Here is a 24,763-nt window from a genome sequence, read left to right on the forward strand (position 1 = left end):
GTCCGCCCGCCCAACACCCTTTGAACAGCGCGAGTTGAGGCCCCCTCAGGCGGCGCGTCACCCTTCGTGCCGTAAGATCACCCACGAGCGGGACACTCGTTACGGTTACAGGCGTTTCACAATTTCCTCACTCCGCGCAGGAACTTTCCGTGGCACCACCCTCACGGGTAGTCTTGTTCGAACTCAACTCCTGCCCCTCAAGCGGCAGTTCGAGCAGAATGCTGCCCTGGGCATCCCCTTGCACTTCCTTGGCGGCCTCTTGCCCCGAAACCCCCTGAGGGCCAGCGGGATTGGGCCACTATGGCGGGCGTTACGCCCTATCCCAATGCAAGGGACCCCAGATGAGATTGACCGACATATCGCTGAACTGGCTGCTTCCGGGCGCCGTACTGCTCCTGGGCATGCTGGCGGCGGTAGCGGTACTGGCGCGCGGCAAGCGGTCGGGGGAGCACGCGAAGACCGAGGACTCGTGGGAGCGCAGCGAGGAGCGTCGCAGGCGCAAGGAAGCCATATACGGCACGGCCTCCTACGTACTCCTCTTCTGCTGTGCCGCGGTCGCGGCCGCGCTCTCCTTCAAGGGCCTGGTCGGCTTCGGTGAGCAGAACCTGGGCCTGTCCAACGGCTGGCAGTACCTCGTGCCGTTCGGTCTGGACGGCGCGGCGATGTTCTGCTCCGTCCTCGCCGTGCGCGAGGCCAGCCACGGTGACGCCGCACTCGGCTCCCGGATACTCGTGTGGACGTTCGCGGGCGCCGCGGCCTGGTTCAACTGGGTGCACGCGCCTCGGGGCCTCGCCCACGCCGGCGCCCCGCACTTCTTCGCCGGCATGTCCCTTTCTGCGGCCGTGCTGTTCGACCGCGCACTGAAGCAGACCCGCCGGGCCGCCTTGCGCGAGCAGGGTCTGGTGCCGCGTCCGCTGCCGCAGATCCGCATCGTCCGCTGGCTGCGGGCGCCGCGCGAGACCTACAAGGCATGGTCCCTGATGCTGCTGGAGAACGTGCGCAGCCTGGACGAGGCGGTCGACGAGGTCCGCGAGGACAAGCGGCAGAAGGACGCGGCCCGACTGCGCCGCCGCGACAAGGAGCGCATGGATCGCGCCCAGCTCAAGGCCATCAGCCGGGGCCACCGCGGCTTCATCGGCCGCGGCAACGGACGGACGGTGGAGCCGCAGGCCCTGGAGTCCGGTTCCGCCCAGGTGTCCGCGGAGCCTGCCATATCCGCGGCGGAACAGCTGCCCGTGCTCACGCGTCCCTCTTTGCAGCCCGTACGCACCGGTTCTGACCCGGTGAAGGTCGACCTCACAGCGGAGGACGACACCATGGCGCTCCCCCGGCTCGACTCCCTCGAGCGCAAGCTGAAGGACCTGGAGCAGCAGTTCGGCTGAGCCTTGGTCAGCGACGCATCGACGTCATCGACGAAGGGGCGCGACCCGTGACGGGTCGCGCCCCTTCGTCGTCGCACGCCACCGGTCACGCGCCGCGCACGTCCGCTACGCGGGGCCCGCGTCGAGTTCGAACCACACCGCCTTCCCGACCGCGTGCGTCCGCACTCCCCAGGCGTCCGCGAGGGACTGGACCAGGATCAGGCCCCTGCCGCTCGTACCGTCGTCGGCGTTCGGTACGCGTGGTCTGGGCAGCCGGGTCACGAAGTCCCTCACCTCCACCCGAAGTCCGCCCGGTCCGACCGTCGCGGTCAGGACCGCGTCCCGGTCGGTGTGCACGAGCGCGTTGGTGACGAGCTCGCTGGTGAGCAGTTCGGCTATGTCCGGCTGTCCCGGCCTCCCCCAGTGCCGCAACCACTCCCGCAGCGCCCTGCGTGTCTCGGGGACGGCCCGTAGGTCCCGCCGCCCGAGTCTGCGCCTGAGCTGAGGCGGCTGCGCGTGTTCCCCGGCGCTCGCGGCCCTGTCCTCCACTGTCTCCACCGAGGAGGCCCCGTATGTCACGGGACCGCCTCCTCGCGCCTGCCTCTTCATGACCCCCGCCCGCGTGCCGATGTCGGTTCCCCTCCTGGCTCGAACACGTTCACGGGGACCATTTCCCAATGGGACTTGGCGCCAGTCATGTCGAATCGTGAACGACCAGGTGTTCGGCCACCGTTGTGGCGGTCCAGGCACGATGGATGAAAGCCGAAACGTCACCCGTCGGCCGCCCGGAGGCCGCCGCGGGAGACGACGGGGCCGGGTCGGCCACCGGCCACACCCGGGTTTCCCGGCCGTGGGAGCGCGCGCGGCGAGCGGAGGCGGGGCCGTGCATCGGTTGCTGGAGGGAGAGGGCACGCCCGTGCGGTCGTGCACGGCAGCGGACCGACTCCCCTGCGGGCGGGCCGACCGCGCGGGATCGTCCCGTGCGTCGATGCGACCCTGCCGAACCGGCCGTAGTCGACGAAGTGCTGGGGCGGCTGGGGTCGTAGGCGGGGTGGCGGCCCACACGGCCGGCGGCGGGGCAACAGGGCGCCTCGGGCCACCTTTCCGCACCCTGTGAAACTGGCCGGAATTCGCGGGTGTTCACCGCCGTGAAAGGCCGGCGGCACCGCCGTGGCGGCTCCGGAACCGGTCCGCGAGGGATGCGGGGCCGCCCGCCCGACCCCCGTCCGGGAGGGCGGCCCCGCTGTTGCGGTGGTCCGGTTGCCGCGTCGGTCAGTAGAGCTTGTTGACCGCGGTGGTCGTCGTCTTCTTGAAGGCCTTCACCGGCGCGTCCCCGAAGTCGCCCATCTGTCCCCACTGCACGACGGTGACGGTGCCGCCGTCCCGGCCGACGGAGACCAGGTGGATGTCCATGGCGCCCCACGAGGCACGGGTCGCGAAGCCGTGGACGCGGGCGCCCTCCTCGACCGGCAGGCTGCCGTAGCTCTTGTGGTCGGCCTCGACCTCCGGGTCGGCGTCCATGCGTGCGACGCAGTTCTTGACGTCCTTGTCGAGGCGGGTGGCCAGGGCCTTGGCCTTGGCGCTGTTCCCGACGACGACGTTGAGCTGCTGGGCGCCGGTGTCGAGGTCGGTGCGGAAGGTGCGGTAGCTGGAGGTGTAGGCGAGCAGGGACTCGCCGAAGCAGTACTGCATCTCCTCCGGGACGCCGCCCTTGACCTTGTCGGCGGTCCAGCCGGTGGAGTGCGGCGGCAGTTCGGACGCCGCGAGGAACCTCGGCGCGGGCGCCTTCGGTGCGGCGCCGGCCGGCGCGGCGGAGAGTGCGGTGCCGGCCGTGAGGCCGACGACGGCGAGTGCGGTGAGCACGCCGGCTCGGGTGCGCTTGGGCATGGGTGTTCCCCCGTGGATGAGATGAGTGCATGACTGCGTGAACGTGCGGAAGTGGATCGTCACCGACGCCGGTCGGTCCCCCCGGTCCTGCTCGGTGCCACACCAAGAGCATCAGCCGTCACAGCGGGCGGCCGCAAGCGCCGTCTCCCGATCCGCGACGGTGGAACCATCCCAGCCCTTCTGACGTGCAGGTATATGGAGTGCCTGGGATACCGTCCCGGGACGCGGAGGACCCGGGAGAACAGTGTCGGAAGTACGCGACGACGACGTCCAGGAGTTCGCGGCGCTACTCAGACGTCTGAAGGAACGCACCGACCGCAGTTACGGTCAGCTGGCCCGCCGCCTGAACATGAACACCTCCACGCTGCACCGCTACTGCGCCGGTGACGCGGTCCCTCTCGGCTTCGCCCCCGTCGAGCGGTTCGCCGCGCTGTGCGGGGCGACTCCGGAGGAGCGTCTCGAGCTGCACCGGTTGTGGATCCTGGCGGTGGCCGCGCGGCAGAGGTCGCGCACGGCGGCCGCCGAGGCGAAGGGCGCGGCGGTCACGCCCCCCTCGGACCCGGCCCCCGAGCCGGCGGGCGAACCGGTGCGGGACCCGGCATCGCCCGAGCCCGCGCAGCGCCGTTGGTACCGCAGTCGGCGCCTGCTGGTCTCGGCGGCCGTGACGACCGCGCTCCTCGCCACGCTCGGCAGCCTGTCCGCCCTCCCGGACGACCGCGCCAAGGGCAGCGACTCCGTCGAGGCCGTCGACCCGCCGCGTACGACGGCGCCGGACTCCCCGCGCCCGAAGTCGTCCAAGTCGCCGAGCCCCTCCCCCAGTACGCCCTCGCCGTCGGCCGACGGGTCGAAGAAGCCCTCGGCGAAGGCCTCCGGCGACGCCGACCGGCCCTCGAACAAGGCGGGCAAGCCGCAGCCCTCCACCGGGGTGCCCCTCACCTGGAGCGCCGACTCGCACGTCTGGCAGGCCGGCTGCGGTCACGACTACGTCATCGACAAGCCGCCGCCGCAGGTCCCGCCGCCGCCGAACCCGCAGGACGCGGCCACCTGGGCGGCGACGATGGGCGCCGTGCACGGCAAACAGACGCTGGTGAGGGTCACGGTGCAGGGCAAGTCGTCCACCGCCGTGGTCCTGGAGGCGCTGCGGGTGCGCGTCGTCGGCCGTTCGGCGCCCATGGCGGGCACCAACTACGCCATGGACAACGGCTGCGGCGGAGCGCTGACGCCCCGTTACTTCGATGTCGACCTGGACAAGGACCGGCCCGTCGCCCGCCCGGCCGACGGCAACGACTCGGGTGTCACGATCCCCGCGATGCGGCTGCCGTACCGCGTGTCCGCCGAGGACCCGGAGGTGCTGCTGATCGACGCGCGGACTGTGGCCTGCGACTGCAGCTGGTACCTGGAGCTGGACTGGTCGTCCGAGGGCCGCACCGGCACCGTCCGCGTCGACGACCGCGGCCGCCCGTTCCGTACGACCGGCAACAAGGGTCTGAAGAACTACGCCTACGACACCTCGGCCCGCGCCTGGGTGCCCTGGGAGGAGTAGCGGCGCCCGGGCTCGTCACACCTCCCAGACGGCGGCGGCCGTACGGTCGTCGGCGTACCCCTTCACCCGGACCTGGGCGTCGGCGAGGAACTCCGCGAGGCCGGGCGGTTGGAGGGCGGACCAGCGTCCGGTCAGGTGGGCGGCGAGCTCGGCTTCGCCGCGCAGGGGGTCGGCGAGGCCGCTCGTGCACATCAGGAGGGTGTCGCCGGGGCGGGCGACGGAGGCACGGAAGCGGAAGGGTTCACGGGGTGGCTCGGGGGCCGGGTCGTAGGGGCTCGGCGGAGTGGTGATGCCGAGGTCCATGGTGAGCCGGTCGCCCTCGGGCGTCTCGGCGGGCAGCGAGCCGAAGCCGACGACGGGTTCGCCGGTGGCGTCGGTGACGCGGGGTTCGATGTCCTGCCACTCGCCGTTCCGCAGCCGGAAGAGTCCGCCCTCGCCGACGCCGAAGAAGACGCGCGTACGGCACTCGGGGTCGGCGGGCAGCAGGAGGCAGCGCAGGGTCGCCGCGTACTCCTCGGGTTCTATGCCCTGTTCGGCGGCGCTGGCGCGGAGTTTGCCGAGGCTGCGGTCGGTCAGTCGGTGCAGCCCGGACTTCAGGTCACCGCGCCGCGCTCCCCTTATGTCCTCGGAGAGTCTCGCGTGGCTGCGGCCGACGGCGCGGCCGATCCAGTGGCAGGCCTCGGCGGCGGCGCGGTGCGCGCCCGGGGTGGCGCGGGCGCCGGTGGCCATCGCCACGAGGAGCAGGGCGTGGTCGCCGGTGCCGAAGCGGGCGGTGAGCAGGGAGTCGCGGCGGGGTTCGCCGCGGTAGCGGGCGGAGTCGCCGCGCAGGGAGACGGCGCGCAGGGTGCAGGCGCCGTAGTGGGCGCCGTCGAGGACGGTGTCGGCGACGAGGTCGTCGAGGTCGTCCGGGTCGGCGGGCGGCAGGGCGGTGGGTTCGGCGGCGTAGGTGGGCGGGCCGTCGCCCACGTAGTCGAGGGGGCGCGGCGGCGGGGTGGGCTCGATGGGCGGGCCCGGCCGCTCCGGAGCCTTGACCGGGGGCGGCGGGGGCGGCGGCCCCACGTCGGCCGGCGGTGACTCCACGGTGAATCCCGGCGGCCTGGGCAGCCCGGCCGGGAAGGTCGACGCGGGCTCCACGGCATCGGAGTCCGCGCGTGGTGACGGGACCGGCGCAGCCGCTGCCGACCGCTGGTTCACCGTCCCGGCGGCCGAGGCGAAGCGGTCGTCCAGTGAGTCGCGGGCCGTCGTCGGGCCCGTGTCGTCGGCGCGGTCACCGTACAGCTGCCTCCACCAGTCGTCCTCGCGGCCGGTGGGCCTACCCCCCTGCTGGTTCATGCCCTCAATTGTCCACCGCTCGGCCCGGATGAAAACGGGGCATCCGGAAAATCCGGCCTCGCGGGGCCCACCCGGACGGCACGTCGGGTGACGCCTTGAACAACCTTGCGAAACAACGGGGGAAACACGTCGCCGGGCGGCCCCACCCCCCACGGGAGAACCGCCCGGCGACTGCCGGGTGACCCGGGCCCGGATCCCCTTCGCGCGCGTCAGCGCACGTCGTAGGCCCGGGTCACGATCTGGGTGACCGAGGCGCCGTGCGCGTCGGTCAGGACCGATCGAATACTGACCTGCTTCCCTCTCGCTCCGCTGTGGTTCACCGTCGCCCTCCAGGTCCCGTCGTCCCGGCGCACCGTCCGTGCCTCGGTCCAGGTCCCGCCCTCGTCGTACGAGTACGAGAGCCGGGCCCGCGTCAACTCACCGGGCTCGTAGCCCGCGTGACCGGTCGCCGAGAGCGTGACGGTCTGTCCGTCCTCGGCGGGGAGGGTCTTCAGACCGTCCTCCGGCAGCGCGTACCACGGGAACAGCAGCGGTATGCCCTGAGATTGGGTCTTCTCGTCGCGGGCGGAGCGGAAGGTCCAGGTCGTGGTGGTGCCGGTGGAGCGCTTCCACGCCCGGGCCGGGGGGCCGATCTTGGCGGTGTTCAGCGTGAGTTCGTAACGGGACTCCTCGGCGGGAACGGTGAACACGCCGAAGGGGTAAGGGCTTTCGCCGATCGTCTCACCGTTCCGGCTCAGTGTCATGCTGCCGATGTCCCCGAAACTGCCCTGCCCGCCCTGGTGTTGGCCGTCGCCCCAGAAGCCGGGTGCCACGCCGATCAGGTCGCCCTGCCGTTCGGCGGCGAGCGCGGGCCGGCCGGTCCCGTCGCGCGGGGTGGCGGGGGCGAGGACGCCGCCGTACCACTCCTCGGTGCGCCGCTCGCCCTTCGTGTAGCCGCGCATGGGGTCGATCATGAACTCGCCCCACGGGAAGCTGCTGGACACCTCGTGCTCCCAGCCGGTCGTGCCCGGCGAGTGGAACTCGGTGCGCCCAAAGGGCGCGGGGACCGTCTCCAGGCCGCCGAAGTAGCCGGTCAGCCCGTTCGGGCGGGTCATGGAGGTCAGGTCTATGTGGTCGGTGGCGCCGCCCGCCATGGAGTTGTACGTCGCCGTGGTCGCCGCGAGGTCCCGGTCCCGGACGCGGTAGGTACGGTCCCCGCCGATCCGGCCCTTCTCGGGGAAGGCGAGGTTGTACACGTACGGGCTCTTGGCGGTGGCCGTCCAGCGCAGGGTCACGTCACCGGCCGTGAGCAGGGTCTTCGCCTCGTCGGCCGGGACGGCGAGGACGGGCAGCGGGCCGCCGGTGAAGCCGGCCGACGGGTACCAGCGGCCGGGTGCGTCCCGGTGGACGAGGACGGCCACGGCCCCGGCCTCCTTCGCGCGGGTCGCGATCTCGTAGGCGCTGCCGCCGTCCGGGATCCCGACGAGCGCGATCTTCCCCGCGGCCCCCGAGAGGTCCTCCGCCGTACCGGACTCGGCGTCGAAGAGCGCCGCGCGGCCGCGGCCGTCGAGGTTGGCGGAGCTGTAGGACGCGGTGGTCGGGTGCAGCGACGGGCCGCCCTCGACGGCGAGTTCGGTGATCTGCGGGGCCGCGGCGCGCCAGAAGCTGTCGAACTCGAAGTCCCCGTCGGTCGCCCGGCCGGTGACGGAGGCGTAGTAGCCGCGCAGCTCGCGCCCGCCGGCCGCGGTGCCCGCGTGCAGCCAGGTGTCGTCCCAGCTGCGGGCGAACCCGAGGGTGGCGCCGCGCGGTTCGGTGGGCCGGTCCGTGCGGACGGTCAGCCGGTGGGCCTTGCGGGCGTCGAGGACGACGGTCGTGTCCTCGGAGATCTCCAGCTGAGGACGCCCGAGGTAGGTGAGGGAGTCCAGGAGCGTGCCCTCGGTCTCCGGCGTGGTGACGAAGCTGGAGAGGAAGTAGGCGCCGGGGCGGATCCGGTACGTCTGGTCGGCCGCGCCCTCGTTGAAGCGGCGCTCGCCGCTCGCGTCGTCGGTGCCGATCAGGTCGACGGAGGAGGCGCCGCCGGCCGGCTCGCCGAGGCGGTCGAGCAGCTTCACCCGCAGGGTGACGGTCTCCGGCTGGACGTACAGCGCGAACGGGGTGGAGACCTCGACGCCGTCCGTCGTGGCGAGGACGCGGCCGGTCACGTCGCCGTACTGGGCGCGCTCCAGCCGGGCCGTCGGGTCTATGCGCAGCGGGACCTCGACCGTCGCCCCCGCCGGGACGGTGACCCTGCGGGCGTCGAGGCGGGCCGGGGCCGAGCGGACGGTGGAGCCGTCGTTGCCGGTGACGGCGGGCACCGTCAGCTTCAACTCCACCGCCCTGTCCGTGGTGTTGGTGTAGGGCACGGCGAGGGTCGTGCGGTCGCTCGCGTCCTGCGGCCAGTTGTAGGTGCCGGCCTGCAGCGCGGGTGCGCCGAGCATCTTCTGCCCGATCGCGGCCCGCACGTCGAGGCGTCCGCCGCCGGTCTCGCGGACGTCGCCGGGGATGCCGGTGTCGGCGGAGGAGACCAGGGCCGCCTTGATCTGCCGGGCCGTCCAGTCGGGGTGGCGCTGTTTGACGATCGCCGCCGCGCCGGCGACGTGCGGGGTCGCCATCGACGTACCGCTCATCGACCGGTACGCGTACACGCCGCGCCCGCCGGCCGCCGCGGCGGAGATGCCGACGCCCGGTGCGGTGATCTCCGGCTTGAGGGTGTGCGAGCCGTACGCCGGGCCGCGGCTGGAGAAGGAGGCCGTGGTGTCGTCGCGGTCGACGGCGCCGACGGTCAGGACACTCGGGGCGCAACCCGGGGAGGAGACCGTGTTGTTGCCGGGGCCGGTGTTGCCCGCCGCGATGACGAACAGGGTGTTCTCGCTTCTCCGGGCGAGTTCCTCGGTGGCCTGGGCCATCGGGTCGGTGCAGTCGGTGCGGGCCGGGTTGCCGAGGCTCATGGAGACGACGTCGGCGCCTTGGTCGACGGCCCACTGCATGCCGGCGATGATCCACGAGGTCTCGCCGTAGCCGTAGTCGTTCAGGACCTTGCCGTTGAGGAGCCCGGCGGCCGGGGCGACGCCCTTCTTGGCGCCGTCGCTCGCGGCGCCCGTGCCGCCGACGGTGGAGGTGGTGTGGGTGCCGTGGCCGTCGTGGTCGTCGGCGTCCGGGGAGTCGGTGAAGTTCTTCGAGGCGGTGATCCGGCCCTCGAGGTCAGGGTGTTCGGCGTCGGCGCCGGTGTCCAGGACGGCGACCTTCGTGCCCTTGCCGTCATAGCCGGCGGCCCATGCCTCGGGGGCGTGCACCTGGCGGGTCGAACGGTCCAGCGTGGCCCGGACCCTGGCGTCGAGCCACAGCTTCCTCAGATCGCCGGCCGCGCGGGAGCCGTGGCCGGTGAGGTCCGCCCAGACGTCGGCGGCCTTCTTCTTGTCGGCCTCCAGCGCGACCCCGTCGATCGCGTCGAGGACCGGGCCGCGTTCGGCGCCGCGCGGGGTGGGCGGCACGGTCCGGGCGACGGAGCGGTCGTAGGTGGCGATCAGCGGGAGCGTCGCGCGGTGCGTGTCGTCGTAGCCCTGGCGGACCAGGCCGGTGACGTTGAACAGTTCCTCGTCGACCCGGCCGGCGGCGAGGGCCTCGATCGCACGCTCGGGATAGACGTACAGGTCGTCGCCGGAGCGGCGGGTCTGGGTGAAGGGGGTGGTGCCGTCCGCGCCGGGCAGGGCGACGGCCCCGTCCCGGGTGACGAGGACGCGGTCACCGGTGACCAGGGTGACGACGGAACCGGCGTCGGCGCCGGGGGTGGCCCGGTCGCCGGTGCCGGCCGGCGGTCTCGGCCCGGTGGTGGCCGCGTGTGTGGGTACGGCCGGCGTCACGGCCAGGATCGCGGCGGTGGCCGCGCCCAGTGCCGTACGCGAAATCGCTCTCCCCAAGATCGCCCTCTTCCCGTGCTGCCGCTTGCCCGCGAGCGCGAAAGCGCAGGCCGATGAGGCCCAACTCGGGCATTGCGGGCGGTGGTTGATGCTGCGGTGGCGACACCTTGGCAGAGTGAGCGGTGGTACCGCGATGATGTGCGGAGGCGGTTTTGCGCCGTGGCCGTTTTCCGCCACGGACCGGACACCGGTGTTCGACCTGGGGAGGAACGCGGCCCGATGCTGGGAGCGATTGGTCTCGACGAGACGCACGAGTCGGCGTACCGGGCCCTGGTGTCCGCGGGCGCCGCCGACGTAACCGATCTCGCCCGACGGCTGACGCTCGGCGAGCACGACACCGAACGCGCCCTCCGTCGCCTGGAGCGGCACGGGCTCGCCGCCCAGTCCTCGGCCCGCCCCGGCCGCTGGGTCGCCGCGCCGCCCGGGGTGGCGCTGGGTGCGCTGCTCACCCAGCAGCGGCACGAGCTGGAGAAGGCTGAGCTGGCGGCCGCGCTGCTCGCCGAGGAGTACCGGGCGGGGGCCACCGAGACAGCCGTACACGACCTGGTCGAGGTGGTGATCGGCGCGGCCGCGGTGTCGCAGCGCTTCCTCCAGCTCCAGCTCGGCGCGAGCGACGAGGTGTGTGCGCTGGTCACCGGCAGCCCGGTCGCCGTCACCGGCATGGAGAACGACGCCGAGGAGCAGGCCGCCGATCGCGGGGTGCGCTATCGCGTGGTCCTGGAGCGGGCGGTCCTCGACCAGCCGCACGGCATCACCGAGCTGTCCGCCGCGCTGGGCCGCGAGGAGCAGGTGCGGGTGGTGGACAGGGTTCCGACGAAGCTGGTGATCGCCGACCGGACGCTGGCGCTGGTGCCCCTGACCTCGCACACCGCGGAGCCTGCCGCGCTGGTCGTGCACGCGAGCGGGCTGCTGGAGCTGCTCTCCGGGCTGTTCGAGTCGGTGTGGCGGGACGCGCTGCCGGTCAGCCTCGGTAAGTCCGGCGTCGCCGAGCAGCAGCCGGAGGGCCCCGACGACACCGATCTGGAGGTGCTCTCCCTGCTGCTGGCCGGCCTGACAGACGCGAGCGTGGCCAAGCAGCTGGACCTGGGGCTGCGGACCGTGCAGCGCCGGGTGAAGCACCTGATGGAGCTGACCGGGGTGTCGACCCGGCTGCAGCTGGGGTGGCACGCGTACGAGCGGGGGTGGGTGTCGCGGGAAAGGCGGGGCTGACGTGCGGGGGCGCGAGGGCGTACCCCGTACGGCGCCGCTGACATGCGGCGCGAGCACCGGACCGTACCCCTTGCGGCATCGCTGATCTGCGCGTTCTCGCGGGCTCCGGCACTCTGGTCAGATGGGAGTCTGGGACCTGCTGCTGGTCGGTCTGGTCCTCCTGCTCGGCCTGTGCGGAGTGCTGGTGCCCGGTGTGCCGGGGTCGTGGCTGGTGTGGGCCGGCGTGATGTGGTGGACGGTGAAGGACCCCCAGCCGGTCGAGTGGTGGGTGCTGGTGGGGGCCACGGTCGCGCTGTTCCTGTCCCAGGTGGTCCGCTGGGCGCTCCCGCCCCGCCGGTCGCGCCCGAACTGGGCCGGCCGCCGGATGACCGTGTACGCCGCGGCGGGGTCCTTCCTGGGCTTCTTCCTGATCCCCGTCATCGGTTCGATCCCCGGCTTCATGGCCGGTGTCTACCTGGAGGAACGGCTGCGTCTGGGCAGCCACGGCGAGGCGATGTCGGCGCTGCGGACGGCGATGCGCTCGGGCGGGTCGAGCGTGCTGGCAGAGCTGTTCACCTGCCAGCTGATCGCGGGTGCCTGGCTGGGAGCCGTGATCTGGGGCTGATACATCGGGTCTCTCCCCCCTACTCACTCCACTATTGACGACGGTTGGCACGTTCCCTACGTTGCGTTCCGGGATAGCTCCGATGAATCTCCATGCAGCTGTACGAGTCGCCGGGAGGCGCCATGCCCAGCCCGTCCAGACGTACCGTGCTCGCCACCGGCTCCGCTCTCGGCGGGACCCTCCTCGCCGGCGGGCTGCCCGAACAGGCGAGCGCGGCCGGCCCGAAGCCCGGGGCGCCGGGCTCCTCCGACCCCTGGCGCAGCGTCCTCGACGACGCCGACCTCGTCTGGCGCCGCATGCCGGCGACCTGGTACGAGGGCCCCTTCCTCGGCAACGGCTTCCTCGGCTCCGGCATCTACGCCGAGCCGGGCGCCGCGAAGAGCGCCGTGCGCTTCAACGTCCAGCACTCCGAGGTGCAGGACCACCGTCCTGAATTCGGCTCGCTCTTCGGGCTGGCCCGCCTCCCGATCGGCCACTTCACGCTGGAGCCGGTGGGCGCGATCACCGGCGTGGACTGGCGGCTCGGGCTGCGCGACGCCGAGCTGACCGGCACGCTCACCACGGACCGGGGCACGCTGGCGCTGCGGGCCCTGGTGCACAACGACCGCTCGGTCCTCGCCGTCGAGGTCACCCCGAGCGCGGGCGAGCGCGACTTCCGGTGGGTCTTCCACCCGGCGGACGCGATCAGCCCCCGCGCCGCCTTCAAGCCGCTGCCCGAGGGCTACCGGGGCAACCCGCCCGCCGAGGTCGCCGAGCACGACGGTGTGTCCGCGGCAGTGCAGCCCCTGCTGGCGGGCGGACAGCACGTGACGGCGTGGCGGGAGCGGAGCTCGGGCAGGGCGCAAACGCTGTACGTTCATGTCGCGCACTCGTACCCGGGTACGTCGGCGCTGGAGCGGGCGCTGAAGGCCGTACGCCGCACGAGCCCGCTGTCCTACTCGGCACTGGCGGTGTCACACCGGGCCTGGTGGCACGCCTACTACCGCAAGAGCTTCCTGTCCCTGCCGGATGCCCGGATGCAGCGCTTCTACTGGATCCAGCTGTACAAGACGGCCTCCGCCGCCCGCCGCGACGCCCCCGTGATGGCGACCAGCGGACCCTGGCTGGAGCCCACCCCGTGGCCCAACACCTGGTGGAACCTCAACGCTCAGCTGGAGTACTGGCTGATCCACGGCTCCAACCATCTCGAACTGGACGCGATCACACGGTCGTTGAGCGAGTTCCGGGACAACCTGGCCGCGGAGACACCGGCCCCGTACCGCGCCGACTCCCTCGGCATCCCGCGCACCACGGATCCCCGGCTGGTCAACGGGGCCGCCGACCCGCTCACCGGCTACGGCGTCGGTGTCCCCGGGCAGAACCCGCCCACCCCGGAGGTCGGCAACCTCACCTGGGCGTTGCACAACGTCTGGCTGAGCTACCGCCACACCATGGACGAATCGATCCTCAGGGACGTCCTGTTCCCCCTGCTCCGCAGGGCGGTCGCCTACTACCTGCACTTCCTGGAGCCGGGCCCGGACGGGAAGCTGCATCTGCCGGCGACGTTCTCCCCGGAGTACGGCGGTGACTCACGGGACTGCAACTACGACCTGATGCTGCTGACCTGGGGCTGCCGCACGCTTCTCGAATCGGCCGAACTCCTCGGCATCGACGACGAGTCGGCGCCCCGCTGGCGTGAGGTGCTGGCGAAGAGGGCGCCGTATCCGACCGACGCGAACGGCTTCATGATCGGCGCGGACATCCCGTTCGCGAAGTCGCACCGCCACTACTCCCATCTGCTCGCGGTGTACCCGCTGTACGAGCTGACGGGCCGCAGCGCCGACGAACGGGTCCTGATCGAGCGGTCGTTGGCCCACTGGGTGGGCTTCGAGGGTGCCTTGCAGGGCTACACCTTCACCGGCGCGGCGTCGATGTCCGCACTGCTCGGCAAGGGGGCGGACGCCCTGCGGTATCTGGGCGAGCTGATGAACCGGTTCGTGCAGCCCAACACGATGTACAAGGAGTCGGGCCCGGTCATCGAGACACCGCTGTCGGCCGCCCAGTCGCTGCACGACATGGTGTGCCAGTCCTGGGGTGGGACGGTCCGCGTCTTCCCCGCCCTCCCGGACGTGTGGCAGGACGTGACGGTGCACGACTTCCGTACGCAGGGCGCGTTCCTGCTGTCGGCGGTCCGCGCGGGCGGCGTCACCCGCTGGGTGCGGCTGACGAGCGAGGCGGGCGCGCCCTGCGTCGTGCGGCACGGCATCGCGGGACCGGTCGAGGTGCGGGACGGCAGGGACCGTCCGCTGCGGTACTCCGACGCGGGTGACGGGGCGATCCGCATCGCCCTGCCGAAGGGGAGGTCGGCGCTGATCACGGCGCGGGGCGACCGGCCGGACCTGACGATCGCGCCGGTCCGGCCGAACGGGGAGGCGCCCCGCTGGGGGCTGGAGGACGCCTAGAGCGAGCGAGGGCCGGGGGACTCCTGGAGCGAGCCCTCCAGCGTCAGCAGCCGCACCTTGCGGTCGAGGCCGCCCGCGTAGCCGGTCAGGGAGCCGTCGGCGCCGATCACCCGGTGGCAGGGGCGGACGATCAGCAGCGGGTTGGCGCCGATCGCGCCGCCGACGGCCCTCACGGCGGCGCGGGGAGCGCCGATCCGTGTGGCGATCGCGCCGTACGTGGTGGTGGCGCCGTAGGGCACGTCGTCGAGGGCGGCCCAGACCCGCTCCCGGAACTCGCTGCCGTGTGTGCTCAACTCCAGCTGGAACTCCTTGAGTTCACCGGCGAGGTAGGCGGCGAGCTGTTCCTCGGCCGCGCGGAAGAGCGCGGGGTCGCGCCGCCAGCCGTCCTGGACGGTCCGCCCGCCCTTCTGACCCGGCACGGAGAGCGAGGCCAGAGCGCCGGTGGCGGGGTCGGCGGTGAGGAGGAGGGGGCCGAGCGGGCTGTCGAGCTCGGTCCACGGGGTGGGGGTGGCGTCGGCGGCCATGGCGGTCCTCGTGTTCGTCGTCATCACTGATCCAACTCCCCTGCTGCACGCAGGTGTTGCAAGGCGTAGGAGCGCCAGGGGCGCCAGCTGTCGGGGGTGTCCGCGCCGGGCGGGCCGACGTCGGGGTCGCCCAGGGCCCGGGTGCGGATCACCGCGATGGTCCGGGCGTCCAGGCCCGGCACGCTCAGCAGCGCGCCGTGCGCCTCGTCGCGGTCGGCGCCGGGGTCCAGCCGTACGGCACCGTCGGCGAGGGCCGTGGTCAGCGCGCCCAGGGGGCCGCGGGGCTCGGCCCCGGCGAGCACGGCGGCCTCCGGGAAGAGGTGGGTGAGGCTGCCGCAGGGCGCGTCGAGCGCCTTGCCGTACCGGCGCACCAGTTCCTCGGCGCGCCGCGGGCCCACCAGCGCGCGTACGGCCAGTTCGTCCGCGTCCGCGGCGCCGGGCGAGCGCAGTCCCGGCCGGGCGGCGACCAGTGGAGCGAGCCGGGCGTCGGCGCCGAGCCGTTCGTCGACGGCGTACGGGTCGGCGTCCAGGTCGAACAGTCGCCGCAGCCGCTGTACGGCGGTGGTCAGGTCGCGGAGGTCGGTGAGGTGGAGCCGGGCGTCGAGCCAGCCGCCGGGGTGGGCGGCACGTCCCTGCCCGGCGGCTTCGCCCGGCGCCTCCTCCACCGCGACGATGGCGGTGCCGTGCGGCAGCCGCAGCGTGCGCCGGTAGGTGCGGTTTCCTGCCGGGCCGGAGACCTCCTCGATGCCGGGTACGGCCTCCTCGGCCAGCAGGTCGAAGACGGCGCCGGCCTGGTAGGGGCCCCGGTGGGCGAGCCGCAGGGGTATGCCGGCCGACGGTGTGGCCGTACGGCCTGCGGAGCGGCCGCCGCGCGGCGCGGCGGCGCGCACCTCGCTCGGGGTCGAGGCGTAGACCGCCCGGACCGTGTCGTTGAACTGGCGGACCGAGGCGAACCCGGCCGCGAAGGCGATCTCCGTGATCGGCAGTTCGGTGGTCTGGAGCAGGACCCGCGCGGTGTGCGCCCGCTGGGCCCGGGCGAGTGCGACCGGGCCCGCGCCGAGCTCGGCGGTGAGCTGCCGCTGCACCTGCCGGGCGCTGTAGCCGAGCCGGGAGGCGAGTCCGGCGACGCCCTCCCGGTCGACGATGCCGTCGCCGATCAGCCGCACGGCCCGGCCGACCACATCGGCCCGTACGTTCCACGCGGCCGACCCCGGCACGGCGTCCGGCCGGCACCGCCGGCAGGCCCGGAAACCCGAGCCCTGCGCGGCGGCGGCCGTCGCGAAGAACCGTACGTTGCGCCGCTTCGGCGTCACCGCCGGGCAGCTCGGGCGGCAGTAGATGCCGGTCGTCTCGACGGCGAAGAAGAACTCCCCGTCGAACCGGGCATCACGGCTGCGCACCGCCTCGTACCTGCTGTCTTCGTCCATCACACTGCCCAGTCTCCGCCGCTGCGGGAGCCACTGCTAGCGGAAATCGGACACAGCCCTGCAACCCCTGGGGGGAGCGGCTCCGCCGCGTCCTTCAAGGGGCGCGGGGAACTGCGCGACCAGCCACGACGAACCGGCAGCCGCAAGCCGACGGACGAGGCACCCCCGTGGGCGCTACTGCCACCGCCCCCGCTTCGCCTCCATCGCCGCGCGCCCCTCCGCCCCCTTCCGCTTCCAGTCCTTCTTGATCTCGGCCCGCAGCCGCGCATCGGTCTTGGCCACGATCCACTGGTTCTCCCGCATCAGCTTCCGGTAGCTCTCCAGCCGCCGCACGGGCAGCTCACCGGCGTCGACGGCGGCGCGCACCGCGCATCCCGGTTCGCTCTCGTGCGCGCAGTCGTGGAAGCGGCAGCGCGCGGACAGCTCCTCGATCTCCGAGAACACCTGGCCGACGCCGACCTCGGCGTCCCACAGCCCGACGCCGCGCAGCCCAGGTGTGTCGATGAGGACTCCGCCGCCGGGCAGGGCGAGGAGGTTGCGGGTGGTGGTCGTGTGGCGGCCCTTGCCGTCGACGTCGCGCGCGGCCTGGACCTCCATGACGTCCTCGCCGAGCAGCGCGTTCGCGAGCGTCGACTTGCCCGCGCCGGACTGCCCGAGCAGCACCGACGTACCGCCCCCGACGAGCGCGGAGAGGACGTCGAGCCCCTCCCCCTGCGTGGCGCTGGCGGTCAGCACCGGCACGCCCGGCGCCGTGGTCTCCACGTCCTGGACGAGGTACGCGAGCGTCACCGCGTCCGGCACGAGGTCGGCCTTGGTGAGGACCACGACCGGCTGCGCGCCGGACTCCCACGCCAGGGCGAGGAAACGCTCGACGCGACCGAGGTCGAGTTCGACGGCCAGCGACACGGCGACGATCGCGTGGTCGACGTTGGCCGCGAGGATCTGCCCCTCGGACCGCTTGGATGAGGTGGAGCGTACGAATGCGGTACGGCGCGGCAGATACGTCCGTACGTAACGTGGATTGCCCGCAGGTTCGACGGCGACCCAGTCGCCCGTGCACACGACCCGCATCGGGTCGTGCGGGGTGACGAACGCCGTGTCGGCGCGTACGACACCGTCGGCGGTGACGACGTCGCACTGCCCGCGGTCGACCCGCACGACGCGCCCGGGCAGCAGCCCCTGGGCGTCGTACGGGGTGAACGCGTCGGCCCAGGCCGAGTCCCAGCCGTAGGGAGCCAACGCGGTGGAAACGGAGGTGGAAGTCAACGGGTGACCCTTCACGAGGAATGGCCCCGGCAGCCGCGCGCACAGGCGCGGAGGGAAGTGAAGTCTGGGTTCAGCCGGCGGCCACGGAGGTGGACTTGATGGTCTGGATGCGGGCAGCGCTCGTCGCAAAGACAGCCATGGGTCGACACCTCCTCGTACACGTCCGCTCGACTGCGGTGGCCGATCGGCCACCGCCTTGAACCGCTGTCACTTTAGCCGGGGCCGGGGAAGGCCCGTCAACCGAATTATGAGGCGCAGTCTTCCCCGTTGAGCGTGAAGTCGGCCGCCGGTGAGTTCTCGTCCTCCCAGGAGGCGATGAACCCGAAGGCCAGCGAGCCGCCGGCGGGGACCGTGCGGTTGTAGTCGGCGGCCTCGGCGGTGATCCGGGAGCCGTTCTGGGCGAAGTTCGCGTCCCACATCTGGCCGACCGTCTGGCCGTCGTGGAAGGACCAGCCGACGCGCCAGTCGTCCAGGGCCTCCTCGGTGGTGACGGTGACGGTGGCCTGGAAGCCGTCGGGCCATTCGTTGACGAGGTCGTAGACGACCTCGCAGGCGGGGGCCGCGCTCGGGGACGGTTCCGGGTCGTCCTCGCGGGCCGTGGAGGACTGGGTGCCCTGGGGTTCGGGCTTGGGGTTCTTCGGCTCGGGCGAGTCCTCGTGCGGGGCGCTCCGCGACGGCTCCGCGGAGCCGGTGGGCGACTGGGTGGCGGCCGTGACCGGCAGGGAGAAGCCGGGGTCGGCGACCGGCCGGCGGTCGGAGGCGTCGCCGCCCGCCGCGGTGCCGTCACCGGTTCCGCCCGGCGTCATCGACACCGCGAGGGCCAGCGCGGAGACCAGGACGGCGGCGACGAGCAGGCCGTTGCGCACGACGCGGGCCTTGTGCGCGCCGGGGTTCTGCGGTCCCGCGTCCGCATCCGGCGCTTCGGGGCGTCCGGCGCCCAGGCGCACCTCGGCGGCCCGACGGCGGCGCTCCAGGTAGGCGAGGCCGCCCCAGCCGATCACTCCGCCGGCCAGCGCCCCGGGCAGCCCGCCGCCGTGCAGCCGCAGACAGGCGGCGGCCTCGGCGCAGTTGACGCAGGTGGCGAGGTGGCGGGAGAGGTCGCCGGGGGTGTCGGCGGCGGTGGAGCGGGTGACGGCGTCGAGGAGGCGGGCGTAACTGCGGCACTGCGCGTCCATCGGGGTGTCGAGATGGTTGCGCTGGCAGCGGTCCCGGAACACGCCGCGAACCTGGGTGAGTTCCTCGGCGAGGGTGGCGGGGTCGAGGCCGAGCCTGCGGGCCACGACGGCCTGCGGCAGCGCCTCCACCTCGGCCAGCCACAGCAGCGCGGCGTCCGGTTCCTGCATGTCGCGCAGTCCGCGCAGCGCGAGCGGGCGCTGGAGCGGGGGTCCGGCGAAGCGGGCGGCCTTGTCGGAGTTGAGCCACAGTCGCAGGTCGGGGTCCAGCTTGTGGCCCTGCCCGCTCTCCTCCCAGGCGGCCGCCGTGTTGCGTACGGCGGTCAGGAGGAGGGGGATCCGGGGCAGGCGGGCGGGGCGGCGGCCCGCGCTGCGGAAGGTTATGGCCTCGGCCTCGCGGGCCTCACGTATGCCGGCGGAAAACGCCTCGGCGGCCAGTTGCTTGGCCGCCGAGGACCCGGCCGTGCACAGGTCGGCGTACGACAGCACGGCGTCCCAGCACTCGGAGAACAGCGCGGCCTCGGTGGCGTCCTGAGGGGTCGGCAGGTCGGGCATGAGTCTCCTGCATCCACATGCGAGGTCAACTCGCCATATTGGCAATGGAGTTGGGGGGAACCTCGCGGCGGGACATGACCCTTTCACGTTTTCAACACAACTGACAAGCGCTGTGTTCAGATGTCATGACAGACCGTGGTGGACCGGCAACTCCAGCCACAGTTACGGACGCGAGCCCCTTCCGTCTCACCTATACCGGCATCCGTGCCGCCCCGACTAGACCGCCGACGGAGTCTCTGTCGTCGCCGGCTCCTGCGCCGGGAGGCTGTCCATGAACGAGCTCACCGAGAACACCGCGTTGCCGGGTCCGGGCGGGCCGTACCCGGGGGGCGAGGACAGCCCGAAGTCCTCCATGGTCTGGCGATAGGCCTGGAGCAGCCGGATGTGGTACTCCAGCGGCGCACCCTGCGGGTTGGCCTTGCCGAGCGGGGTCGTCGGCTCGGGGCACCAGGTGGTGAAGCGGGGCGTGATGCCGTTGGACATGAAGAAGCGCAGGCCCTCGGTGGTGGAGTCGATGGCCTCGTCGACCGTCTTGAAGCCGAAGGGCTCGGCCATCTCCACGCCGGCCACGAAGTTGGGGATCACATTGCGCGCGCCGAAGACGTCCGCGGAGTCCAGGATCCGCTTGTGCCACTCGTCCCGGCCGACGTACCGCTCCTTGCCCGGGCAGTACATCTTGAACAGGTACTCGTCCCACACCTCGTAGTTGGGGTGGTAGATCTGCACGCCGTAGTCCTTGAAGCGCTGGACGTCGTCCTTGGGCAGCGCCTGGGCGACGACCTTGCCGATCCAGCGGCCCGGGAAGTGCTCCTCGATGGCCTTGGCGTACATGCCGTAGAAGTCGGCCTCGTCGCGGCCCTGGAGCTTCGAGGTGATGGCGCCGCCCGTGAGCGTGTACGCGGTCGACGCCTTCGCGGTGTCGTACCGGTTGATGATCTCCAGCGCCTCGAGGACCTCGTCGACGTCCTTGACGCCGGTGTACGGCCGCCCGGCCGCCTTGTGCTGGCGCCAGTTGTGGTTGATGTCGCAGTACTGGCACTCCTCCTTGGCGCCGAAGTACTGGCAGACCCGGAAGACGGTCAGGTAGATCAGGTAGCCCCACTGGATGGTCGGGGCGACCTCCATCACCGACTTCCCGTTGGAGAGGGTGTGCCGGTAGTACTCGGGCATGGGCGGCACGCCGACGTCCGAGACGCGCTTGCCGTCCAGGTAGAGGCCGAGCACGCCGTGCTCGTCGGCGGCCACCCGGTAGGGCGAGGCCGGGTTCACGCGCACGGAGACGACGGTGCGGCGCAGGTCGTACGGCCCGCCGGTGAGGATGATCTCCTCCGGCGGGCGCCGCAGCGCGGCCTCGCCGAGCTCCGGCAGGGTCCCGTGGTCGAAGGAGAAGATGAAGTACGACTTCGGCTTGACCTCGCCGCCCTCGTTGTCGCTGAGGGCCGACGGGTCGAAGGCGACTCCGCCCCGGAGCAGGTCCTCCTTGAAGACGGCTTCCCGCGGAACGTGCGGGAATCGCTCCATCAGATCCTCGACCAGTGCGGTGCGGCTGCCCATCCGTAATCTCCTCCAGGCTCTCTGGCGTACGACTCCTCACGGTATGCCCCCACCGGAGCCGGGACCGCATCGGGTCCCCTCCTGGGTGTATGTGTCAGGCATCCTCCGGATCGCCGGGGCCGCCCTACGCCTCCCGCGCCAGCGCCATCGGGTCGACCGGGTACGCCGGCTCCTCGCCCGCCACCAGCCGTTCGGCCTCCTCGGTGACCGCGAGGCCCAGCCGGGCGGCCTCGTTGCCCTGGGAGCCGGCGAGGTGCGGGGTGACGACGGCGTTCGGCAGGTCGTACAGGGGCGAGTCGGCGGGCAGGGGCTCGGGGTCGGTGACGTCGAGGATCGCGGAGATGCGGCCGGTGCGCAGTTCGGCGATCAGGGCCTCGTGGTCGAGCAGGGCGCCGCGCGCGGTGTTGACCAGGACCGCCCCGTCGGGCATCAGGGCCAGCTCGCGGGCGCCGATGAGGTGGCGGGTCTCGGGGGTGTCGGGGGCGTGGATCGTGACGACGTCGGACGTGCGCAGCAGGTCGTCCAGCGGGAGCAGGGGCACGCCGAGGGCGGCGGCGCCCGCCGTGTCGACGTAGGGGTCGCTGAGCGCGGGGACCAGGTCGAAGGGGCGCAGCAGCTCGATCAGCCTGCGGCCGATGCGCGAGGCCCCGATGACGCCGACCCGGCGGCCGTGGTTGCCGATGCCGGGGACCAGGCCCCAGCCGGGGAAGACGCGTTCGCCGCGCAGCCGGTCGCGGGCGGCGAAGAAGTCCTTGCCGGCGAGCAGGATCACGGCGAGCGTGTACTCGGCGACCGGCACGGCGTTGGCCAGGGCCGCCGAGCTGACCGAGATGCCGCGCCGCCACAGCTCGCCAGTGGCGAGGCCCTTGACGGAGCCGGCCGCGTGGAGCACCGCGCGCAGCTTGGGGGCGGCGTCGAGGACGGCCGGTTCGAGGCGGGGGCAGCCCCAGCCGGTGACCAGGATCTCGGCGCGGGCGAGGGAGTCCGCGATGCGCGGGTCGGTGAAGTCCTCGGCCACCAGGCCGGGGTCGATGTCCAGCGACTCCCGCAGGCGCGCCAGCACTCCCGGCGGGAAGACCAGCGGCACGTTCTCGGCGGACATGGCGAACAGGGCGTGCGGCCGCTCGGTCAAGGACGGGCCTCCGGCTCGGCGAGGTGGGGCGGGACGGGACGGCCGAATGGGGCGGGTGTGGTGGCCGTGGAAAACGGTCTCTACGGTAGGCAGCCGCGGATGAGAGGGTCAACGCGCAGGCACTCACCCTGGAGGACGGCGGGCATGACGGAGACGATCACCAACTGGGCGGGCAACATCACCTACACCGCCAAGGAGCTGCACCGGCCCTACTCGGTCGGCGCGATCGGCTCGCTGGTGGCGGGGAGCGCCCGGGTGCGGGTGCTGGGCAGCGGGCACTCCTTCAACGAGATCGCCGAGCCGGGCCCCGAGGGTGTGCTGCTGTCGATCGCCGATCTGCCTCCGGTGATCGACGTCGACCGGGCGGCCCGTACGGTGCGGGTCTCGGGCGGTGTGCGGTACGCCGAACTCGCCCGCACGGTGTACGCGCACGGCCTGGCGCTGCCCAACATGGCGTCCCTGCCGCACATCTCGGTGGCCGGCTCGGTCGCCACCGGCACCCACGGCTCGGGGATCGGCAACGGCTCGCTGGCCACCTCGGTGCGGGAGGTGGAGCTGGTCACGGCGGACGGGTCGGTGGTGACCGTCGGCCGCGAGGACCGGCGGTTCGGCGGCGCCGTCACCTCGCTGGGGGCCCTCGGCGTCGTCACGGCGCTGACCCTGGACCTGGAGCCGTCCTTCGACGTCGAGCAGCACCTGTTCACCGAACTGCCGCTGGACGGGCTGGACATGGCGGCGTTCGAGACGGTGATGTCGTCGGCGTACAGCGTGAGCATGTTCACCGACTGGGGCGCGCCCGGCTTCCGGCAGGTGTGGCTCAAGCGGCGCACCGACCAACCGCTGCCGGACTTCCCCTGGGCCGCGCCCGCCACCGAGAAGCTGCACCCGGTGCCGGGCATGCCGGCCGTCAACTGCACGGAGCAGTTCGGGGTGCCCGGGCCGTGGCACGAGCGACTGCCGCACTTCCGGGCGGACTTCACGCCGAGCAGCGGGGCGGAGATCCAGTCGGAGTATCTGCTGCCGCGCGAGCACGCTCTGGCCGCGCTGCACGCGATCGACGCGATCCGGGCGACGGTCGCCCCGGTGCTCCAGACCTGCGAGGTGCGCCTGGTCGCGGCCGACGAGCAGTGGCTGAGCCCGGCCCACGGACGGGACACGGTGGCCCTGCACTTCACGTGGGTCGAGGACGCGGCCGCCGTGCTGCCGGTGGTGCGGCGGCTGGAGGAGGCGCTGGCCGGCTTCGAGCCCCGGCCGCACTGGGGCAAGGTGTTCGCGCTGCCGGCGGAGGTCGTGCGGGGGCGGTATCCGAGGCTGGGCGACTTCCGGGCGCTGGCGCGGGAGCTGGACCCGGAGGGGAAGTTCGCCAACGCGTTCGTGCGGGATATCCTCGGCGCCTGACGGCGACTGATACCCGCCGGTCCCCCCACACCTGGTGCTTCCAGCGGAAAGACTTTCTACAGCCCCTTTCCTAACCCCTTGTCGAAAGTCCGCCGCACACCATAGCCTTGCGCCGCGCCGGTGCCGACGACGACCCGGCCGGAGCGAAGGGACGGGGGCACCCGGTGAAGCGCACATCACGCGACATCCGCACGGCGAACCGCTACGAGGTGCTGCGCCAGATCATCGCCGCGTCACCCACCTCCCGGCAGGAGCTGGCGGCCGCCACCGGACTCAGTCTCGCCACGGTCGCCACGCTCGTGGGCGAGCTGCTCGACCTCCGGATGATCACGGAGGTCGGGTTCGAGGACTCGGCGGGCGGCCGTCCCCGCGGGCTCGTGGCGGTCAACGCCTCCGGTGGCGCGCTGATCGGCGTCGACATCGCGGAGACGTACGTCCGGGTCGAGCTGTTCGATCTCGCGCTGAACGTCCTTGCCCGCGCCGACGAGGACATGCGCCCCGGTGAGAGCCGCCCCGAGCAGGTCGTCGGCCATGTCGCCGCCGCCGTCGGCTCGGTGGTCGCGCAGGCCGGGGTGGAGGGCGCCCGGGTGCTCGGCGTCGGGGTGAGCGTGCCGGGGCAGGTGGACCGGGACACCGGTGTCGCCGAGTACGCGCCCAACTGGGACTGGCACGACGTGCCGTTGCTCGATCTGCTCGCCGAGCACATCGCCTACCCGCTGTACATGGACAACCCGCTGCGCGCGAGTGCGGTGGCCGAGCTGTGGTTCGGGGCGGCGCGCGGTCGCGGCGACGCCGTGGTGGTCAACCTCGGCACCGGCGTGGGCGCGGGCCTCCTGCTCGGCGGCGGGCTGCACCGGGGCGTGAGCAACAGCGCCGGCGAGTGGGGTCATACGACGCTCGTGCTGGACGGGCGGCTGTGCCACTGCGGCAACCACGGCTGTGTCGAGACGTATGTCGGCGCGCCCGGAATCATGGTGAACCTGCGGGAGCTGGCCGCCGAGAGCGCGCTGCTGCACCCGGACGACCAGACGGCGACGATCGACGCGCTGGCCCGTGGGGTCGCGGCGCAGGATCCGGTGGCGCTGAAGGTGGTCCGGGACACCGCCCGCTATCTGGGTGCCGGGATCGCCGACCTGGTGAACCTGTTCAACCCCGAAGTCGTCGTGCTGAGCAGTTGGGTCGCCGCCGCGCTCGGCGAACCGCTGCTGCACGAGGTGCGCGAGGCCGTCGCCCGGCACGCGCTGAGGCGGCCGCTGGCCGCCACCGAGATCGTCCTCTCCGCCATCCCCACCGACCCGGTGTGCCTGGGCGCGGCGACCTTCGCGCTCGAAGGGGCCCTGCAGACCGTGGGCCAGAGGACTGCCGCAAAACGCACCACCCCCGCAAGGAGCCGTACCGCACCACCTTCGTGACGACGGAAGGG

The 24,763-nt window shown here is 72.7% G+C and carries 17 protein-coding genes; 7 read left to right on the plus strand and 10 right to left on the minus strand.

The features are described 5' to 3' along the window. Positions 1–341 precede the first annotated feature (341 nt). Positions 342–1,382, plus strand: coding sequence for a DUF2637 domain-containing protein (locus CP983_RS09260; RefSeq protein WP_107907813.1), 1,041 nt, complete (start codon positions 342–344; stop codon positions 1,380–1,382). A gap of 105 nt (positions 1,383–1,487) precedes the next feature. On the opposite strand, the gene CP983_RS09265 is transcribed toward CP983_RS09260, so the two are convergent. Continuing rightward, the gene (locus tag CP983_RS09265) at positions 1,488–1,910 is read right to left on the minus strand and encodes an ATP-binding protein (protein WP_107908368.1); all 423 of its coding nucleotides are present in this window, start codon (positions 1,908–1,910) and stop codon (positions 1,488–1,490) included. A 723-nt stretch (positions 1,911–2,633) separates the two neighbouring features. Continuing rightward, complete coding sequence (locus tag CP983_RS09270; RefSeq protein WP_150499244.1) at positions 2,634–3,248, minus strand: hypothetical protein; 615 nt, start codon at positions 3,246–3,248, stop codon at positions 2,634–2,636. A gap of 244 nt (positions 3,249–3,492) precedes the next feature. Between CP983_RS09270 and CP983_RS09275 the strand changes: the two genes are divergently transcribed. Continuing rightward, on the plus strand, positions 3,493–4,791 hold the full coding sequence (locus CP983_RS09275; RefSeq protein WP_150499245.1) for a helix-turn-helix domain-containing protein: 1,299 nt from the start codon (positions 3,493–3,495) through the stop codon (positions 4,789–4,791). 15 nt (positions 4,792–4,806) lie between these two features. Here the strand turns inward: CP983_RS09275 and CP983_RS09280 are convergent, their stop codons facing one another. Both CP983_RS09280 and CP983_RS09285 read right to left on the minus strand, forming a co-directional pair. Then, a complete protein-coding gene (locus tag CP983_RS09280; protein WP_150499246.1) occupies positions 4,807–6,123 on the minus strand; it encodes a protein phosphatase 2C domain-containing protein in 1,317 nt (438 codons plus the stop codon). Between the two features lie 209 nt (positions 6,124–6,332). Continuing rightward, a complete protein-coding gene (locus CP983_RS09285) occupies positions 6,333–10,058 on the minus strand; it encodes a S8 family peptidase (RefSeq protein WP_150499247.1) in 3,726 nt (1,241 codons plus the stop codon). Between the two features lie 219 nt (positions 10,059–10,277). On the opposite strand from CP983_RS09285, the gene CP983_RS09290 reads away from it, so the two are divergent. From CP983_RS09290 to CP983_RS09300, 3 genes are all read left to right on the plus strand, one after another. Continuing rightward, entirely contained in the window at positions 10,278–11,267 is a 990-nt protein-coding gene (locus tag CP983_RS09290; RefSeq protein WP_150499248.1) for a helix-turn-helix transcriptional regulator, read from the plus strand. 121 nt (positions 11,268–11,388) lie between these two features. Next, positions 11,389–11,871, plus strand: a complete 483-nt coding sequence (locus CP983_RS09295) for a DUF456 domain-containing protein (protein WP_150499249.1) — start codon at positions 11,389–11,391, stop codon at positions 11,869–11,871. A gap of 122 nt (positions 11,872–11,993) precedes the next feature. Further along, complete coding sequence (locus CP983_RS09300; protein WP_150499250.1) at positions 11,994–14,312, plus strand: glycosyl hydrolase family 95 catalytic domain-containing protein; 2,319 nt, start codon at positions 11,994–11,996, stop codon at positions 14,310–14,312. On the opposite strand, the gene CP983_RS09305 is transcribed toward CP983_RS09300, so the two are convergent. The 6 genes from CP983_RS09305 to CP983_RS09330 form a co-directional block, all read right to left on the minus strand. Beyond that, positions 14,309–14,860, minus strand: a complete 552-nt coding sequence (locus CP983_RS09305; RefSeq protein ID WP_229914670.1) for a methylated-DNA--[protein]-cysteine S-methyltransferase — start codon at positions 14,858–14,860, stop codon at positions 14,309–14,311. The genes CP983_RS09300 and CP983_RS09305 overlap by 4 nt on opposite strands. Beyond that, the gene (locus tag CP983_RS09310) at positions 14,860–16,263 is read right to left on the minus strand and encodes a DNA-3-methyladenine glycosylase 2 family protein (protein ID WP_150506489.1); all 1,404 of its coding nucleotides are present in this window, start codon (positions 16,261–16,263) and stop codon (positions 14,860–14,862) included. Before CP983_RS09310 ends, CP983_RS09305 begins: the two co-directional genes overlap by 1 nt. 174 nt (positions 16,264–16,437) lie before the next feature. Continuing rightward, positions 16,438–17,529, minus strand: a complete 1,092-nt coding sequence (gene rsgA / locus CP983_RS09315; protein WP_150499251.1) for a ribosome small subunit-dependent GTPase A — start codon at positions 17,527–17,529, stop codon at positions 16,438–16,440. 245 nt (positions 17,530–17,774) lie between these two features. After that, positions 17,775–19,256, minus strand: coding sequence for a cellulose-binding domain-containing protein (locus CP983_RS09320; protein ID WP_150499252.1), 1,482 nt, complete (start codon positions 19,254–19,256; stop codon positions 17,775–17,777). Between the two features lie 216 nt (positions 19,257–19,472). Beyond that, positions 19,473–20,810, minus strand: a complete 1,338-nt coding sequence (locus CP983_RS09325; protein ID WP_150499253.1) for a radical SAM protein — start codon at positions 20,808–20,810, stop codon at positions 19,473–19,475. Positions 20,811–20,934: 124 nt separating this feature from the next. Beyond that, the gene (locus tag CP983_RS09330; RefSeq protein WP_150499254.1) at positions 20,935–21,942 is read right to left on the minus strand and encodes a hydroxyacid dehydrogenase; all 1,008 of its coding nucleotides are present in this window, start codon (positions 21,940–21,942) and stop codon (positions 20,935–20,937) included. 144 nt (positions 21,943–22,086) lie between these two features. On the opposite strand from CP983_RS09330, the gene CP983_RS09335 reads away from it, so the two are divergent. Together CP983_RS09335 and CP983_RS09340 are read left to right on the plus strand one after the other, a co-directional pair. After that, entirely contained in the window at positions 22,087–23,340 is a 1,254-nt protein-coding gene (locus tag CP983_RS09335; protein WP_150499255.1) for a D-arabinono-1,4-lactone oxidase, read from the plus strand. A 164-nt stretch (positions 23,341–23,504) separates the two neighbouring features. After that, positions 23,505–24,752, plus strand: a complete 1,248-nt coding sequence (locus CP983_RS09340; RefSeq protein ID WP_107908366.1) for an ROK family transcriptional regulator — start codon at positions 23,505–23,507, stop codon at positions 24,750–24,752. Positions 24,753–24,763: the final 11 nt, after the last annotated feature.

The organism is Streptomyces chartreusis, from assembly GCF_008704715.1.
Classification (GTDB): Bacteria; Actinomycetota; Actinomycetes; order Streptomycetales; family Streptomycetaceae; genus Streptomyces; species Streptomyces chartreusis.

What these genes read in the sequence shown, in the direction of transcription:
- CP983_RS09260 (WP_107907813.1), top strand. Translation starts at nt 342, where the DNA reads ATGAGATTGACCGACATATCGCTGAACTGGCTGCTTCCGGGCGCCGTA.
- CP983_RS09270 (WP_150499244.1), bottom strand. Translation starts at nt 3,248, where the DNA reads ATGCCCAAGCGCACCCGAGCCGGCGTGCTCACCGCACTCGCCGTCGTC.
- CP983_RS09280 (WP_150499246.1), bottom strand. Translation starts at nt 6,123, where the DNA reads ATGAACCAGCAGGGGGGTAGGCCCACCGGCCGCGAGGACGACTGGTGG.
- CP983_RS09290 (WP_150499248.1), top strand. Translation starts at nt 10,278, where the DNA reads ATGCTGGGAGCGATTGGTCTCGACGAGACGCACGAGTCGGCGTACCGG.
- CP983_RS09295 (WP_150499249.1), top strand. Translation starts at nt 11,389, where the DNA reads ATGGGAGTCTGGGACCTGCTGCTGGTCGGTCTGGTCCTCCTGCTCGGC.
- CP983_RS09300 (WP_150499250.1), top strand. Translation starts at nt 11,994, where the DNA reads ATGCCCAGCCCGTCCAGACGTACCGTGCTCGCCACCGGCTCCGCTCTC.
- CP983_RS09305 (WP_229914670.1), bottom strand. Translation starts at nt 14,860, where the DNA reads ATGACGACGAACACGAGGACCGCCATGGCCGCCGACGCCACCCCCACC.
- CP983_RS09310 (WP_150506489.1), bottom strand. Translation starts at nt 16,263, where the DNA reads ATGGACGAAGACAGCAGGTACGAGGCGGTGCGCAGCCGTGATGCCCGG.
- CP983_RS09320 (WP_150499252.1), bottom strand. Translation starts at nt 19,256, where the DNA reads ATGCCCGACCTGCCGACCCCTCAGGACGCCACCGAGGCCGCGCTGTTC.
- CP983_RS09325 (WP_150499253.1), bottom strand. Translation starts at nt 20,810, where the DNA reads ATGGGCAGCCGCACCGCACTGGTCGAGGATCTGATGGAGCGATTCCCG.
- CP983_RS09335 (WP_150499255.1), top strand. Translation starts at nt 22,087, where the DNA reads ATGACGGAGACGATCACCAACTGGGCGGGCAACATCACCTACACCGCC.